Source organism: Microvirga pudoricolor (assembly GCF_016892705.1).
Taxonomy (GTDB): domain Bacteria; phylum Pseudomonadota; class Alphaproteobacteria; order Rhizobiales; family Beijerinckiaceae; genus Microvirga; species Microvirga pudoricolor.
This window is the reverse complement of the sequence record NZ_JAFEMB010000003.1, coordinates 347,705-361,375: the sequence shown is the minus strand read 5'-3', so window position 1 is coordinate 361,375 and position 13,671 is coordinate 347,705. Positions and strand designations below refer to the sequence as shown.

The 13,671-nt window shown below is 66.2% G+C and carries 17 protein-coding genes; 9 read left to right on the top strand and 8 right to left on the bottom strand.

Features of this window, described 5'->3' with window-relative positions:
- Positions 1–36: 36 nt before the first annotated feature.
- Both ILT42_RS13305 and ILT42_RS13300 read left to right on the top strand, forming a co-directional pair.
- Positions 37–1,035, top strand: a complete 999-nt coding sequence (locus ILT42_RS13305; RefSeq protein ID WP_204216094.1) for an NAD(P)H-quinone oxidoreductase — start codon at positions 37–39, stop codon at positions 1,033–1,035.
- 165 nt (positions 1,036–1,200) lie between these two features.
- Positions 1,201–1,920 (top strand): DUF1013 domain-containing protein, encoded by a 720-nt coding sequence (locus tag ILT42_RS13300; protein WP_204216093.1) that lies wholly within the window; start codon positions 1,201–1,203, stop codon positions 1,918–1,920.
- Positions 1,921–1,975: 55 nt separating this feature from the next.
- On the opposite strand, the gene ILT42_RS13295 is transcribed toward ILT42_RS13300, so the two are convergent.
- On the bottom strand, positions 1,976–3,886 hold the full coding sequence (locus ILT42_RS13295; RefSeq protein WP_204216092.1) for a propionyl-CoA synthetase: 1,911 nt from the start codon (positions 3,884–3,886) through the stop codon (positions 1,976–1,978).
- Positions 3,887–3,947: 61 nt separating this feature from the next.
- Between ILT42_RS13295 and ILT42_RS13290 the strand changes: the two genes are divergently transcribed.
- Positions 3,948–4,769 (top strand): sulfite exporter TauE/SafE family protein, encoded by an 822-nt coding sequence (locus tag ILT42_RS13290; protein ID WP_204216091.1) that lies wholly within the window; start codon positions 3,948–3,950, stop codon positions 4,767–4,769.
- 82 nt (positions 4,770–4,851) lie between these two features.
- Here the strand turns inward: ILT42_RS13290 and ILT42_RS13285 are convergent, their stop codons facing one another.
- Positions 4,852–5,037 (bottom strand): YdcH family protein, encoded by a 186-nt coding sequence (locus tag ILT42_RS13285; RefSeq protein WP_204216090.1) that lies wholly within the window; start codon positions 5,035–5,037, stop codon positions 4,852–4,854.
- 196 nt (positions 5,038–5,233) lie between these two features.
- Here ILT42_RS13285 and ILT42_RS13280 point away from each other — a divergent pair, with 196 nt between their 5' ends.
- The 6 genes from ILT42_RS13280 to ILT42_RS13255 all read left to right on the top strand — a co-directional run bounded on the left by ILT42_RS13280 (position 5,234) and on the right by ILT42_RS13255 (position 9,137).
- Positions 5,234–5,434, top strand: a complete 201-nt coding sequence (locus ILT42_RS13280) for a YdcH family protein (protein WP_324617734.1) — start codon at positions 5,234–5,236, stop codon at positions 5,432–5,434.
- Between the two features lie 102 nt (positions 5,435–5,536).
- Positions 5,537–6,028 (top strand): 5-(carboxyamino)imidazole ribonucleotide mutase, encoded by a 492-nt coding sequence (purE, locus tag ILT42_RS13275; protein WP_204216088.1) that lies wholly within the window; start codon positions 5,537–5,539, stop codon positions 6,026–6,028.
- A 4-nt stretch (positions 6,029–6,032) separates the two neighbouring features.
- Entirely contained in the window at positions 6,033–7,112 is a 1,080-nt protein-coding gene (locus ILT42_RS13270; protein ID WP_204216087.1) for a 5-(carboxyamino)imidazole ribonucleotide synthase, read from the top strand.
- A gap of 168 nt (positions 7,113–7,280) precedes the next feature.
- Complete coding sequence (rpsU, locus tag ILT42_RS13265; protein WP_204216086.1) at positions 7,281–7,547, top strand: 30S ribosomal protein S21; 267 nt, start codon at positions 7,281–7,283, stop codon at positions 7,545–7,547.
- Positions 7,548–7,712: 165 nt separating this feature from the next.
- A complete protein-coding gene (locus ILT42_RS13260; RefSeq protein ID WP_204216085.1) occupies positions 7,713–8,573 on the top strand; it encodes a tetratricopeptide repeat protein in 861 nt (286 codons plus the stop codon).
- A 9-nt stretch (positions 8,574–8,582) separates the two neighbouring features.
- A complete protein-coding gene (locus ILT42_RS13255; RefSeq protein ID WP_204216084.1) occupies positions 8,583–9,137 on the top strand; it encodes a nucleotidyltransferase family protein in 555 nt (184 codons plus the stop codon).
- A gap of 15 nt (positions 9,138–9,152) precedes the next feature.
- Here ILT42_RS13255 and ILT42_RS13250 read toward each other — a convergent pair whose 3' ends face one another.
- The 6 genes from ILT42_RS13250 to ILT42_RS13225 form a co-directional block, all read right to left on the bottom strand.
- The gene (locus ILT42_RS13250; protein WP_204216083.1) at positions 9,153–9,644 is read right to left on the bottom strand and encodes a type II toxin-antitoxin system YhaV family toxin; all 492 of its coding nucleotides are present in this window, start codon (positions 9,642–9,644) and stop codon (positions 9,153–9,155) included.
- The gene (locus ILT42_RS13245; RefSeq protein WP_204216082.1) at positions 9,644–9,976 is read right to left on the bottom strand and encodes a type II toxin-antitoxin system PrlF family antitoxin; all 333 of its coding nucleotides are present in this window, start codon (positions 9,974–9,976) and stop codon (positions 9,644–9,646) included. The genes ILT42_RS13250 and ILT42_RS13245 overlap by 1 nt, the downstream gene beginning before the upstream one ends.
- A 75-nt stretch (positions 9,977–10,051) precedes the next feature.
- On the bottom strand, positions 10,052–10,528 hold the full coding sequence (locus ILT42_RS13240; protein ID WP_204216081.1) for a GNAT family N-acetyltransferase: 477 nt from the start codon (positions 10,526–10,528) through the stop codon (positions 10,052–10,054).
- 70 nt (positions 10,529–10,598) lie between these two features.
- Positions 10,599–11,999, bottom strand: coding sequence for an NAD(P)(+) transhydrogenase (Re/Si-specific) subunit beta (locus tag ILT42_RS13235; protein ID WP_204216080.1), 1,401 nt, complete (start codon positions 11,997–11,999; stop codon positions 10,599–10,601).
- A 4-nt stretch (positions 12,000–12,003) separates the two neighbouring features.
- Positions 12,004–12,429, bottom strand: a complete 426-nt coding sequence (locus ILT42_RS13230; protein WP_204216079.1) for a proton-translocating transhydrogenase family protein — start codon at positions 12,427–12,429, stop codon at positions 12,004–12,006.
- A 21-nt stretch (positions 12,430–12,450) separates the two neighbouring features.
- Complete coding sequence (locus ILT42_RS13225) at positions 12,451–13,587, bottom strand: Re/Si-specific NAD(P)(+) transhydrogenase subunit alpha (RefSeq protein WP_204216078.1); 1,137 nt, start codon at positions 13,585–13,587, stop codon at positions 12,451–12,453.
- Between the last annotated feature and the right edge of the window lie 84 nt (positions 13,588–13,671).

Sequence of the window (13,671 nt, the reverse complement as noted above, 5' to 3'; positions counted from 1 at the left end):
AACCCGCTCACGGTGGAATCAGGGAAAGCGAAAACCATGGCAAAAATTCCGGAGACCATGCGGGCCGTCATCGCCCAGGGCGCCGGCGGACCGGAGGTGCTGCGGATCGTCGACCGTCCGGTGCCGCGGCCCGGGTCGGGCGAAATCCTGGTCAAGGTGGCGGCGGCGGGCATCAATCGCCCGGACATCGCCCAACGCGAGGGGCGCTACCCCCCTCCCCCCGGCGCGCCCGACATCATGGGCCTGGAAATCGCCGGCACGGTCGTGGCCCTTGGCGAGGGCGCGGCCCGGTTTCCGGTGGGCACGACGGTCATGGCCCTCGTGCCCGGCGGCGGTTACGCGGACTACGCCATCGCCCATGAGAGCAATGCCCTGCCCGTCCCGGACGGCCTCACGGTCGAGGAGGCGGGGGCGGTGCCGGAAACCTTCTTCACGGTATGGTCCAACGTGTTCGAACGTGGTGGTCTCAAGGCGGGCGAGACCTTCCTGGTCCATGGCGGCACCTCGGGCATCGGCACCACGGCGATCCAGCTGGCCAAGGCTTTCGGCGCCAAGGTGATCGCCACCGCCGGGAGCGAGAGCAAGTGCGACGCTTGCCGGGGGCTCGGCGCGGACGTGGCGGTGAACTACCGGACGACGGATTTCGTCGCGACCGTGAAGGACGCCACCGGCGGCCAGGGCGCGAACCTGATCCTCGATATGGTGGGCGGGCCCTACATCCCCCGCAACTACGAGGCCGCCGCCCGTGACGGGCGAATCGTCCAGATCGCTTTTCTCCAGGGCGGCACGGCCGAGGTGGATTTCACCCGGCTCATGGTGAAGCGCCTGACCCATACCGGCTCGACCCTGCGTCCCCGGCCGGTCTCGGAGAAGACGGCCATCGCCCAGGCCCTGGAGGCGCAGGTCTGGCCGCTTCTGGCGGACGGACGCTGCCGCCCGGTGATGGATTCGGCCTTTCCGCTCGACGATGTGGCCAAGGCCCATGCCCGCATGGACGAGGGCGGCCACATCGGCAAGATCGTGCTCAAGGTCTAGAAATTGACGCCCATAAAGTTTGCAACATCGGGACACCGCCCTTATAATGATCGCGTTTCCCTCACATCGTGAGACGAGATGCTCCGGACCAGCCGGTTCGGAGCGCAAGAGAGTTTTGCCGTGCGGCGCTCCCCGTCCAGCGCCCGGCCACCAGGAGGTTCGCCCATGTCCCAAGGTCCGTTGATGCCGAAAGCGACGGCCGTTTGGCTCGTCGAGAACACGTCCTTGTCGTTCGACCAGATCGCCGATTTCTGCAAGCTTCATCCCCTCGAGGTGAAGGGCATCGCCGACGGCGAGGTCGCGGCCGGGATCAAGGGCTTGGACCCGATCACCACGAACCAGCTCACCCGCGAGGAGATCGAGAAGGCGCAGGACAATCCCGATCACCGCCTTCGTCTGGCCGAGTCCAAGGTCAAGCTTCCGGAGCGTAAGCAGGTCAAGAAGGGCCCGCGCTACACGCCCGTGTCCCGCCGCCATGACCGCCCGAACGCCATTCTCTGGCTCGTGCGCAACCATCCCGAGCTCAAGGACGCGCAGATCATGCGCCTCGTGGGCACCACCAAGTCCACGATCCAGCAGGTGCGCGACCGGACCCACTGGAACTCCGCCAGCCTCTCGCCCATGGACCCGGTGACGCTGGGCCTGTGCTCGCAGATCGACCTCGACTTCGAGGTGCAGCGCGCCGCCAAGGACCGCCCGCAATACGAGACGCAGGACACCGGCGGTACCCTCATGCCCGCCGAGGTGACGACCGCCCAGGAAGAGCGCAGCGAGCCCTTCGCCGATATGAGCGCGCCCAAGCGGCCCGCCGAGGAAGAGATCGACGTCAACTCGGTCTTCGCCAAGCTCAAGCAGCTCAAGCGCGACGACGAGGACGAGGAATAAGCTGGCACGCGAGACAATGTTGAGGCCCGGAGCGATCCGGGCCTTTTTTGTTGGTTCAAGCCAGGCCCCTGCCCCGCAGCGCGTCCCCGATCTCGTCCAGGATCGCCGGGTCGTCGATGGTGGCCGGCACGGTCCAGGTGTCGCCGTCGGCGATCTTCTTCATGGTGCCGCGCAGGATCTTGCCGGAGCGGGTCTTGGGCAGGCGGCCGACCGTGATGGCGAGCTTGAAGGCCGCCACGGGTCCGATCCGCTCGCGCACCATCGCGACGAGTTCCGCCTCAATGTCCGAAGGCGTCCGGTTCACGCCGGACTTCAGCACCACGAAGCCGCAGGGCACCTCGCCCTTGAGGCTGTCCTTCACGCCGATCACGGCGCATTCGGCCACGGCCGGATGGGAGGCCAGCACCTCTTCCATGCCCCCCGTGGAGAGCCGATGGCCCGCCACGTTGATGATGTCGTCGGTGCGGCCCATCACCCAAAGGTAGCCGTCCTCGTCGAGGAAACCTGCATCCGAGGTGTTGTAATAGCCCGGATAGACCGAGAGATACGATTGCCGGAACCGGTCGTCCGCCTGCCACAGGGTCGGCAAGGCGCCGGGCGGAAGGGGCAGCTTGATGACGATGGCCCCCATGGTGCCCGGCGCGACGGGCTTTCCGCCCTCGTCCAGCACCTCGACCCTGTAGCCGGGCAATGGGACGGTGGGGGAGCCGTGCTTCACGGGCAGCGCCCCGATGCCCAGCGGGTTGCCCACCACGGGCCAGCCCGTCTCCGTCTGCCACCAATGGTCGATGACCGGCACGCCCAGAATGGTCTCGGCCCATTGGACGGTGTCCGGATCGGCCCGCTCCCCCGCCAGGAACAGGGCGCGGAAGCGCGACAGGTCGTAAGCCTTCAGGAGTTCCGCCTTCGGGTCCTCCTTCTTGATGGCCCGAAAGGCCGTGGGCGCCGTGAACTGGGTGACGACACCGTGCTGCGCGATGACCCGCCAATAGGCGCCAGCGTCGGGCGTCCCCACGGGCTTGCCCTCGTAGAGAATGGCGGTGCAGCCATGAAGCAGCGGCCCATAGACGATGTAGGAATGGCCCACCACCCAGCCCACGTCCGAGGCGGCCCAGAACACCTCGCCGGGCTTCACGCCGAAGAAATGCTCCATCGACCATTTGAGCGCGACCATGTGGCCGCCATTGTCGCGCACCACGCCCTTCGGGATTCCCGTGGTGCCGGACGTGTACAGCACATAGAGCGGATCGGTGGCCGCCACGGGCACGCACGCGGCCTCGCGTCCCTCGGCCTTGGCCTGCCCCACGGCGGAAGCCCAGTCCCGGTCCCGCCCTTGCGTCAGCTCACAGGAGAGCTGCGGCCGCTGCACGATCAGGCAGCCCTCGGGCTTCACGGACGAGAGCGCGATGGCTTCATCCAGCAGGGGCTTGTAGGGGATGACCCGCCCGCCCTCGACACCGCAGGAGGCCGAGAGCACGATCTTCGGCCGGGCGTCGTCGATCCGGGTGGCGAGTTCCTTCGCGGCGAAACCGCCGAACACCACGGAATGCACCGCCCCGATCCGGGCGCAGGCCAGCATCGCGAAGGCCGTCTCCGGGATCATCGGCATGTAGATGACGACCCGGTCCCCGCGCTCGACGCCCATGTCCCGGAGAACGGCCGCGAGCGTGGCGACCTCGTGCCGGAGTTCGCGGTAGGTGATCGCCCGCACCACCCCCGTGACGGGGCTGTCGTAGATCAAGGCGGCCTGGTCGCCCCGGGAGGCCACGTGGCGGTCGACGGCATTGAAGCAGGTGTTGCACTCGGCCCCGACGAACCAGCGGCCATAGACGCCCGCTTCCGGATCGAAGACCCGGCTGGCGGGCCGGAACCAATCGATGTCCCCCGCGGCCTCGGCCCAGAAGCCCTCAGGGTCCGCCTGCCAGGCGGCGTAAGCCTCGTGATAGGGGCTGCGGGTTGACGTCATGGCATTGCTCTCTGTCACTGGCGCATGGGACTTGCGGGCCGCCTCGTGGTAGCAGGCAGGATTGCCGTGGTCAGCGGCGACTTTCGGCGAGGCCTGGAGCCTCCTCCACCATGGCCCCAACCCCATGATCACCGAACCGCTCTTTTATGCCGCCGCGATCCCGGCCGTGATCCTGATGGGGCTCGCCAAGGGCGGGTTCTCGGGCTTAGGCCTCCTGTCCCTGCCGCTCATGGCCCTGGTGATCTCGCCCGTGCAATCCGCCGCGATCATGCTGCCGATCCTGATCGTGCAGGATGTCGTGTCGGTCTGGGCGTTCCGGCACAGCTGGAGCGGGCGCAACCTCGCGATTCTGCTCCCCAGCGCGGTGGTGGGGATCCTGACGGGCTACCTTCTGGCCGCCAAGGTGTCCGATGCCGCCGTCGGGCTCACGATAGGGGTCATCTCGATCGTGTTCGCGGTTCGGCGCCTGATCGCGGAGCGGGCCGCCGCGCCCGTGCCGACCCGGGCCGACGTACCCCGTGGCCTCGTCTGGGGCTGGGTGGCGGGCTTCACCAGCATGATTTCCCATGCGGGCGGCCCGCCCTTTCAGATTTACGTGATGCCCCAACGCCTGCCGAGGGACGTGTTCGTGGGAACGGGCGCGATCGCGTTTGCCCTCATCAACTGGATCAAGGTGCCGCCCTACATGGCCCTGGGCCAGTTCACGGCCGCCAATCTGTCGACCTCCGCGGCGCTCTTTCCGGTGGCGATTCTCTCGACCTGGGCAGGGGTTTGGCTCGTGCGGCGGGTCTCGGCGGAGCGGTTCTACACCCTGGTCTACCTCCTACTGATTTTGGTGAGCGTGAAGCTGATCGTGGACGGCCTGCGGGCGCTCTGGGCCTGATCAAGGAAAAGCCGCCGCCTCAGGGAGCTGAGACAGCGGCTCTCGCATGGGAATTTCGTGGAAGGTGTCGCAATCGCGATGGCTAGTGCACCGCCGGGGCGCTTACCTCCTTCAGCCGGGCAATCTCGTCCTTGAGCTGAAGTTTCTTGCGCTTGAGTTCTGCCAGCGTCATGTCATCCGTAGACGAATGGTTGAGCGCATCCTGAATTTGGCGTTCGAGAGCCTGATGCTTGCGCTCCAGTTCCGTCACGTGATTCATCAGTGGCATGTCGGTACCTCCTATTTGTTAGCCGACAGCCGGAGTGTGACACAGGGTTTGTGGCGAGTCGAAGGCAATCGATGCTGCAAGGCACCATTGTGGGTAACGACAATGCACCTTGCCGAGGCAGGAGGCGCGGCGCATAATCCGGCCTCATACGCCACGAGCCGAAACGGGCAGGCACACCAGAATGCCAGGGTCATACATGGACGACAGGGCCGAACTCGAGACCGATCTCGCCCGTTTGAAGCAGGAACACCGCGATCTCGATACCGCGATCGAAGCCTTGGAGCACATGATCACGGGGGATCAGCTCCAGGTGCAGCGTCTCAAGAAGCGCAAGCTCGTCCTGAAAGACCAGATCATCCGGCTCGAAGACCAGCTCACGCCCGACATCATCGCCTGAAAATCCTTGAGGAACCGGCCCGTCGCAGCCTTGCGGCAGCGGCACGGCTTCGCTATTCCGGCTGGGTTGTCGATCCAATTCTCGACCCCTGGGAGCCGCACCATGGCGCAAGCGCCCGTCGCCATCATCATGGGCAGCCAGTCCGACTGGGCCACCATGCGCCACGCGGCCGAGACCCTCGACGCCCTCGGGGTGTCCCATGACGCCCGGATCGTCTCGGCCCACCGCACCCCGGACCGGCTCGTGGCCTTCGCCAAGGGCGCCAAGGCGGCAGGTTTCAAGGTGATCGTCGCGGGCGCGGGCGGGGCCGCCCACCTGCCCGGCATGGCGGCCTCGATGACGCCGCTTCCCGTCTTCGGCGTGCCCGTGGAATCCAAGGCCCTTTCGGGCCAGGACAGCCTCCTGTCCATCGTCCAGATGCCCGCCGGCATCCCGGTCGGCACGCTCGCCATCGGGCGGGCCGGAGCGGTGAACGCGGCGCTTCTCGCAGCCGCCGTGCTGGCCCTGACCGACGAGGCCCTGGCGGAGCGTCTCGATGCCTGGCGGGCGCGCCAGAGCGCGGCGGTGGCCGAGCGCCCCTCCGACGAGACGTGAACCGATGATCCGACCCGGTTCCACCCTCGGCATCCTCGGTGGCGGCCAGCTCGGCCGCATGATCGCCATCGCGGCGGCGCAGCTCGGGCTGCGCGTGCACGTCTACGCCCCGGAGGACAACAGCCCCGCTTTCGAGGTTGCGGCCGAGCACACCGTGGCGGCTTATGACGACGAGGCGGCCCTCGTGCGCTTCGCCAAGGCCGTGGACGTCATCACCTACGAGTTCGAGAACGTGCCCGGCGCCACCGCCGCGACCCTGAGCGCCCACGCGACGCTCGCTCCCAACGCCCGGGCGCTCGCGATCACCCAGGACCGGTTCGAGGAGAAAAGCTTCATCGCGGATCTCGGCATCCCGGTCGCTCCCTTCGGCTTGGTCTCCAGCCCCTCGGAGCTCCAGGACGCCGTGGCGGCCATCGGCGTGCCATCCGTGCTGAAGACGCGCCGCTTCGGGTATGACGGCAAGGGCCAGGCCATGATCAGGCCCGGCGACGACCCGGCCGCCGCCTGGGACGCGCTCGGACGGGCGCCCGCGATCCTGGAGGGCTTCGTGCCCTTCGAGCGGGAGGTGTCCGTGGTGGCCGCCCGGACCCGGGACGGGGCCTTTGCGGCCTATGACCTGTGCGCCAACGAGCACCGCGATCACATCCTGGCCTTGACCCGCGTGCCGGCAGGCGTTTCCGCCGAGACGGAGGCGCAGGCCATCCTGATCGGCCGGCAGATCGCCGACGCCCTCGATTATGTGGGCGTGCTGGCCGTGGAGATGTTCCTGGTGCGGGAGCCGGGTAGCGAAAGGCTCGTGGTGAACGAGATCGCGCCCCGGGTCCACAATTCGGGTCACTGGACTCTCGGCGGCGCGCGGACGTCCCAGTTCGAGCAGCATGTGCGAGCCGTCTGCGGCTGGCCCCTGGGCGCCACGGAGAGGCTCGGACGGGTCGAGATGGAGAACCTCATCGGGAACGACGCCGACCGGTGGGAAGCTTTTCTGGCCGAGCCTGGGGCCCAGCTCCACCTCTACGGCAAGGCTCAGGCCCGGCCCGGACGCAAGATGGGGCACGTCACGCGGGTTTTTCCCGAAGAAGCCTGAAACCTTTGGCCGGGCGGGCCGTTGAGTCTGTTCGCGCGGCGCTTTTGTCAGGATGATGCCTGGACATTTCCGGCTCCTTCTGGTAACCACCCCGCCAACGAGAGGTGCGCCCAGCGTGCCTCATTTGTTTTTAGTCACAGTCGAACAGCTGAAATACGAGGAAATCGCGTGCAGGTTCTTGTCCGGGATAACAACGTCGATCAGGCGCTCCGCGCCCTCAAGAAGAAGATGCAGCGCGAGGGCATCTTCCGCGAGATGAAGCTTCGTGGCCACTACGAGAAGCCCTCTGAGAAGAAGGCTCGCGAGAAGGCCGAAGCCGTTCGCCGTGCCCGCAAGCTGATCCGCAAGCGCATGCAGCGCGAAGGCCTGCTGCCGTCCAAGCCGCGTCCGGCTGCCGCCGCCGGCCGTCCCGGCGCTCCGCGCCCGGCCCGGTAAGCTCATCTGAGCCGCAAGGCTTGAGCATGATCGATTGTGATTCGGCGCCCGTCTGCGCAAGCGGGGCGCTGATTGCATTTCTGGAGCTCATGTGAGGCGACCGTTTCGGGACCGTTAAGGTTTTTGCGTCACGGTGCGGTTCTCCCCCATTCTCGGAGTTGCAAGGTGCCAGCCCTACCGATTCGCCGTCTTGCGCCATTGGCCCTGATCGCCCTGTCCGCCGGACTTGCCGGTTGCGAGACCATCAGCCAGGGATCGACCCAGCGCATTGCCGTGGTCGAGGAGGATACCCAAGGGGTCAGCAAGGTGAACATCGCGTCCCTCACGGACGTGATCCAGCGCAACCCCAACGATCCCAGCGCCTACAACACCCGGGGGGCCGCCTATGCCCGGGTGGGCCGCTACAGCGACGCGATCTCCGACTTCTCCAAGGCCGTGCAGATCGACCCGAACTACGCCCCGGCCTATACCAACCGGGCGCTGGCGCTGCGCCAGACGAACCGCAACGACCAGGCCTACGCGGATTTCACCCGCGCGATCCAGGCGGACCCGAATTACGGCCCCGCTTATATCGGGCGCGGCAACCTGCTCCGGGCCCAGAACCAGTACCAGGAAGCTCTCAACGACCTGAGCGTGGCCATCAAGCTGCTGCCGGAATCCGCCGAAGCCCTCCATGCCCGCGGCCTGCTCCACCAGCGCCAGGGCCAGCACCCCCAGGCCATCCTGGACTTCGACGCCACCATCGACCGCAACCCCTTCGTGGCGGCTCCCTACGCGGCGCGCGGCCAGAGCTACGTCGTCACGGGCCAGTACGAGAAGGCCATCGAGGACTTCAACGCAGCCCTCAACGTGAACGCCAATGACGCGGATTCCTGGGCCTGGCGCGGCGTCGCCTACGACAAGATGGGCAACAAATCCGCCGCGGCCGAGAGTTTCCAGCGCGCCCTCTCGCTCGACAGCAACAATACGGTCGCCCGCAACAAGGGGCTGGCCAGCAGCGGCGGCGGCGGGTTATTCCGGAGCTGAGATACGCCCGTGAGGACGCAAGCCGAGCTTGCGGCCTTCATCCAGAGCCAAGCCTATTTGATGAGCCTCCTCGCCCGTGTGGAGGCTCTTTTCTTGCCGGATGCGTGGATCGCGGCTGGGATCCTTAGAAACGCGGTTTGGGATCGCCTGCACGGCAGAACACCCGCCTACGATCCGAACCAGGACGTGGACGTGGTCTATTTCGACCGCGCCGATGCCTCACCCGAGCGAGACCGTGCGTTGGAAGCCGAGCTCTTGACTCGTCACCCAGGCGTTCGATGGTCCGTGAAGAACCAAGCCCGCATGCATGTCCGAAACGGCGATGCGCCCTACCAGGATACGGCGGACGCCATGCGGCACTGGCCGGAAACCGCCACGGCCATCGGAGCGCGGGCTCGGGAGGCACGACTGGAACTCGCCATGCCATGGGGATGGGACGACCTCTTCGACCTCGCGGTCAGGCCGACGCCACGCTTCGAGCAGAAGCCGGACATCTATCGCGATAGGCTGAAGGCCAAGGACTGGCGCACCCGCTGGCCGAAGTTGACGTTCCACGGCATATGACGCGTGATGCCGCCCTCATGGCTCAGGCGGTGAAATATTTCTCCAGCGATCCAGAACGGCAGGATCCGACGCAGTTTTCTTCAACATCTCCCAATCACTTGGCGGATTACCGTCCGCCAGCATCTTTCGAAAGACCGCGTAAGCATCAGTCCCGCTTTCATATGCGCGCTTGCTGTCGTCATCGTTGACCCAAGCCAGGACGATGACTTTCTCTTGAGCCGCGAAACGGAAGAAGACGCGATACTGCTGAAGAAATTTAGCCCTGAACCAGTTCTTGTTCAAAGCACCGAGCGTATTGCCCTGTCGAAAGGCTTCGGCCGCGGGATTACTTGGGATAACCTCGAAGATAACCTTTAGAAGAGCCGCATAAAGTTTTGTGGCTCTCTTCTTTTTGTACTCGTCCGGAAACCGATGGCGTATGCGCCGGTACTCTTCGCGATAACTCTCCAGTTGGTCCAGGAAGAGCGGATGGGCATAGATCGTCCATCCCCCATTGGTAGGCAGCATCACGCCTCGTCATCCACCAACGGCTCATCCAGGTCGATTTCGATGTCGCTCAGATGCCGGTGATCCTCGGCAAAATGGTCGGGGAGCAAGGACATGGCCTGAGGCCGAGTTAAAATGTCATTGGCAATGAAATCCAGAAAGTTGCGCAGAACGAGATCCTCCGGAACCGTATCGTCCTTCTTCTCGACCACAACCGTTCCGTCCGCCAAGCTCCGGAAAACGATGTGATCGTGTTTTCTGAGCGCCAGCACCTTGCGGATGGCAGCCGGAATCGTTGTCTGGCCCCGCTCGGTCACGGTCGCTTCAACTTCAAGGATCGCAAGCTTCGCCAAGGACCGACCTCCAGAAATAATGCATTTGCATTGTAAGGATACGAAAAGCACAACACAAGCCTCGGCTTTCCGACCTCAAAGCTCCTTCGTCAAAATCTCCACATAGGGCGCGAATCCGAAGGCCTCGTAGGTGCGCCGGGCCCGCTCGTTCGCGGCCAAAGCCCCGATCATGAGACGCTTGAACCCGGCTTCGCGGGTCAGGCGCTCGGCCTCCTGCAGCAGGGTCTGGCCCACGCCCCGCCCGCGCCATTCCTCGGCCACGACGAGATCCGTCACGGTGCCGTGGCGGCGCACGTCGTCGGTGATGTAGGCGGCGTCCTCGTCCAGGGAGAAGCCCATGATTCCGATGACCTGACGGTCCGCGATGGCCAGCACGATGCGGCCGCCGTTGCGGGAGATGCGCTGCTGCAATTCGCCGTAATAGCCCCGCGCGGCCCCGTAATCCTGGCGCCGGTCCCCCGTGAGCGCGGCCTCGAAGACGTTCAGCCGGTGGATGAACTCGACCACCGCCTCCCGGTCGGCCGGAACGGCGGCACGCAGCCTGATCGTCATGAAGGGCCTCAACGAAAAAGGGCCGGATCGCGATCCGGCCCCTTGTCGATAGGTGGGTTCGGGCGGCGGATCAATCCAGACTTTTCAGGATCGTGTCGACCATCTTCTTGGCGTCACCGAACAGCATCATGGTGTTGTCCTTGAAGAACAGCTCGTTCTCCACGCCCGCATAGCCTGAGCCCATGCCGCGCTTGATGAACAGCACCGTCTTGGCCTTCTCCACGTCCAGGATCGGCATGCCGAAGATGGGCGATTTCGGATCGGTCTTGGCGGCCGGGTTGGTGACGTCGTTGGCGCCGATCACGAAGGCCACGTCGGCCTGGGCGAACTCGCCGTTGATGTCCTCCAGCTCGAAGACCTCATCGTAAGGGACGCTGGCCTCGGCCAGGAGCACGTTCATGTGGCCCGGCATGCGGCCCGCCACCGGGTGGATGGCGTACTTGACCTCGACGCCCTCGGCTTTGAGCTTGTCGGCCATCTCACGCAGGGAGTGCTGAGCCTGGGCCACCGCCATGCCGTAGCCCGGCACGATGATGACCTTCTCGGCGTTCTTCATGATGAAGGCCGCGTCGTCCGCCGAACCCTGCTTCACGGGCCGGGTTTCCACGGCTCCGGCAGCGCCTCCGGACGTCTCGCCGCCGAAGCCGCCGAGGATGACCGAGATGAAGGAGCGGTTCATGCCCTTGCACATGATGTAGGACAGGATCGCGCCCGAGGAGCCCACCAGGGCGCCCGTGATGATGAGAGCGAGGTTGCCCAGGGTGAAGCCGATGCCCGCCGCCGCCCAGCCCGAATAGGAGTTGAGCATGGACACCACCACCGGCATATCGGCGCCGCCGATGGGGATGATGAGGGTCACGCCCAGCACGAACGACACCAGCACGACGAGCCAGAACACGAAGTGGCTCTCGGTGCGGATGAAGGCGAAAAGCAGCACGACCAGCAGGACGCCAAGCGCGATGTTGATGAGGTGCCGGCTCGGCAGCATGATGGGCTTGCCGGACATGCGCCCGTCGAGTTTCAGGAAGGCGATGACGGAGCCCGTGAAGGTGATCGCGCCGATGGCGACGCCCAGGCCCATCTCGAACAGGGATCCGCCATGGATCAGTCCCACCGAGCCGATGCCGATGGCCTGAGGGGCATAGAGCGCCGCCGCCGCCACGAACACGGCCGCCAAGCCGACGCCCGAGTGGAAGGCCGCCACGAGCTGGGGCATGGCCGTCATGGGCACCCGGCGGGCCACCACCGCGCCGATGCCGCCGCCGATGGCCAACCCTAAGATCACCAGGCTCCAGCCGCTGAACCCGGCGGGCCGCGTGAAGGCGAGCGTGGTCAGGATGGCGAGCGCCATGCCGGCCATGCCGTAGACGTTGCCCTGCCGGGACGTGGTGGGGTGCGACAGGCCGCGCAAGGCCAGGATGAACAGGACGCCCGCGACGAGATAGAGAAGGTTGGAGACGTTTTCCGACATCGCCTCAGCCCTTCTTCTTGTACATGGCGAGCATGCGCTCGGTCACGAGGAAGCCGCCGAAGATGTTGATGCCCGCCAGCACCAGGGCGATGAACCCGAAGGCGCGGGCCAACCCCGTGCCTTCCACGGTGAGAGGCACCCCCACCGCCAGCAGCGCCCCGACCACGATTACGGACGAGATCGCGTTGGTGACGGACATGAGGGGCGTATGGAGCGCCGGTGTCACCGACCAGACCACGTAATAGCCCACGAAGATCGCCAGGACGAAGATCGCGAGGCGGAAGACCGTAGGGTCGACCGCGCCGTGGGTAGCCACGGACATCCCCGTGGCGAGCTGGTCGGCGAGCGACGAGGCGGTGTCGGCGGCGCGCTGGGCGGCCTCCGCCGCGTTGCGGGCCTGCTCGGCCGCTTGTTCAGGCGTGAGTGCCATAGGTGTCCCCCCTCGATGACGTTAAGCGGCTGGCTGGAAGGCGCTGTGCACGATGGCGCCGTCGCGGGTGAGGCACGTGGCCCGGACGAGCTCGTCGTCCCACTTCACCGCGATGGTCTTGGTGTCCTTGTCGATCAGCGTCTCGACGAAAGCGTAAAGGTTCTTGGCGTAGAGGCTCGAGGCCGTTGCGGCGAGACGGCCCGGCACGTTGAGGTAGCCGACGATCTTCACGCCGTTATGGTCCACCACCCGGCCGGGCTCGGCCAGCTCCACGTTGCCGCCGCGCTCCACCGCGAGGTCGACGAGGACGGAGCCGGGCTTCATGGATTCCACCATCGCGCGGGTCACCAGCTTGGGAGCGGGACGTCCGGGGATGAGGGCCGTGGTGATCACGATGTCCTGCTTGGCGATGTGGGAGGCCACCAGGGCGGCCTGCTTGGCGCGGTACTCGGCGGACATCTCCTTGGCGTAGCCGCCCGCCGTCTCGGCCTGCTTGAACTCTTCGTCCTCCACGGCGATGAACTTGGCGCCCAGGCTCTCCACCTGCTCCTTGGCGGCGGGGCGCACGTCGGTGGCGGTCACCACGGCGCCGAGGCGGCGCGCCGTCGCGATCGCCTGGAGGCCGGCAACGCCCGCCCCCATGACGAAGACGCGGGCCGCCGGGACGGTGCCGGCCGCCGTCATCATCATCGGCATGGCGCGGCCGTACTCGGTGGAACCGTCGATAACGGCCCGGTATCCCGCCAGGTTGGCCTGGGAGGAGAGCACGTCCATGACCTGGGCGCGGGTGATGCGGGGCATCAGCTCCATGGAGAAGGCCGACACCTTGGCGTCCGCCAGGGCCTGGAGGGCCTCGGTCTGGCCGTAGGGGTCCATGATGGCGATGACGAGGGCACCGGGCTTGAGGTCCTGGAGCTCGCCCGCGGCCGGGCGGCGGACCTTCAGGACGATGTCGGCGTTGCGGGCGGCTTCAGTGGCGTTCGGCGCGATGGTCGCGCCCGCGGCCTCGAATTCCGCGTCCGGAATGCCGGCCGTCGTGCCGGCGCCGGACTGGACCGCCACGTTGGCCCCGAGAGCCTTGTATTTCTTGACGGTTTCCGGGGTGGCGGCCACCCGCGTCTCGACCCCCGTATCCTCCGAGAGAACAGCGACCTGCATGCAACCCCCCGTATGGCGACCGTCAGGCGCCGCTTTTGTTTAGGCTAGACCGTTCCGATGCTCGGGATCCGGGCCTGGTGCCGG

Excerpts from the sequence above, each read along its gene's own strand:
- ILT42_RS13305 (WP_204216094.1), top strand. The coding sequence starts at position 37 with ATGGCAAAAATTCCGGAGACCATGCGGGCCGTCATCGCCCAGGGCGCC.
- ILT42_RS13300 (WP_204216093.1), top strand. The coding sequence starts at position 1,201 with ATGTCCCAAGGTCCGTTGATGCCGAAAGCGACGGCCGTTTGGCTCGTC.
- ILT42_RS13295 (WP_204216092.1), bottom strand. The coding sequence starts at position 3,886 with ATGACGTCAACCCGCAGCCCCTATCACGAGGCTTACGCCGCCTGGCAG.
- ILT42_RS13285 (WP_204216090.1), bottom strand. The coding sequence starts at position 5,037 with ATGCCACTGATGAATCACGTGACGGAACTGGAGCGCAAGCATCAGGCT.
- ILT42_RS13280 (WP_324617734.1), top strand. The coding sequence starts at position 5,234 with ATGGACGACAGGGCCGAACTCGAGACCGATCTCGCCCGTTTGAAGCAG.
- purE (WP_204216088.1), top strand. The coding sequence starts at position 5,537 with ATGGCGCAAGCGCCCGTCGCCATCATCATGGGCAGCCAGTCCGACTGG.
- ILT42_RS13270 (WP_204216087.1), top strand. The coding sequence starts at position 6,033 with ATGATCCGACCCGGTTCCACCCTCGGCATCCTCGGTGGCGGCCAGCTC.
- ILT42_RS13250 (WP_204216083.1), bottom strand. The coding sequence starts at position 9,644 with ATGCTGCCTACCAATGGGGGATGGACGATCTATGCCCATCCGCTCTTC.
- ILT42_RS13240 (WP_204216081.1), bottom strand. The coding sequence starts at position 10,528 with ATGACGATCAGGCTGCGTGCCGCCGTTCCGGCCGACCGGGAGGCGGTG.
- ILT42_RS13235 (WP_204216080.1), bottom strand. The coding sequence starts at position 11,999 with ATGTCGGAAAACGTCTCCAACCTTCTCTATCTCGTCGCGGGCGTCCTG.
- ILT42_RS13230 (WP_204216079.1), bottom strand. The coding sequence starts at position 12,429 with ATGGCACTCACGCCTGAACAAGCGGCCGAGCAGGCCCGCAACGCGGCG.
- ILT42_RS13225 (WP_204216078.1), bottom strand. The coding sequence starts at position 13,587 with ATGCAGGTCGCTGTTCTCTCGGAGGATACGGGGGTCGAGACGCGGGTG.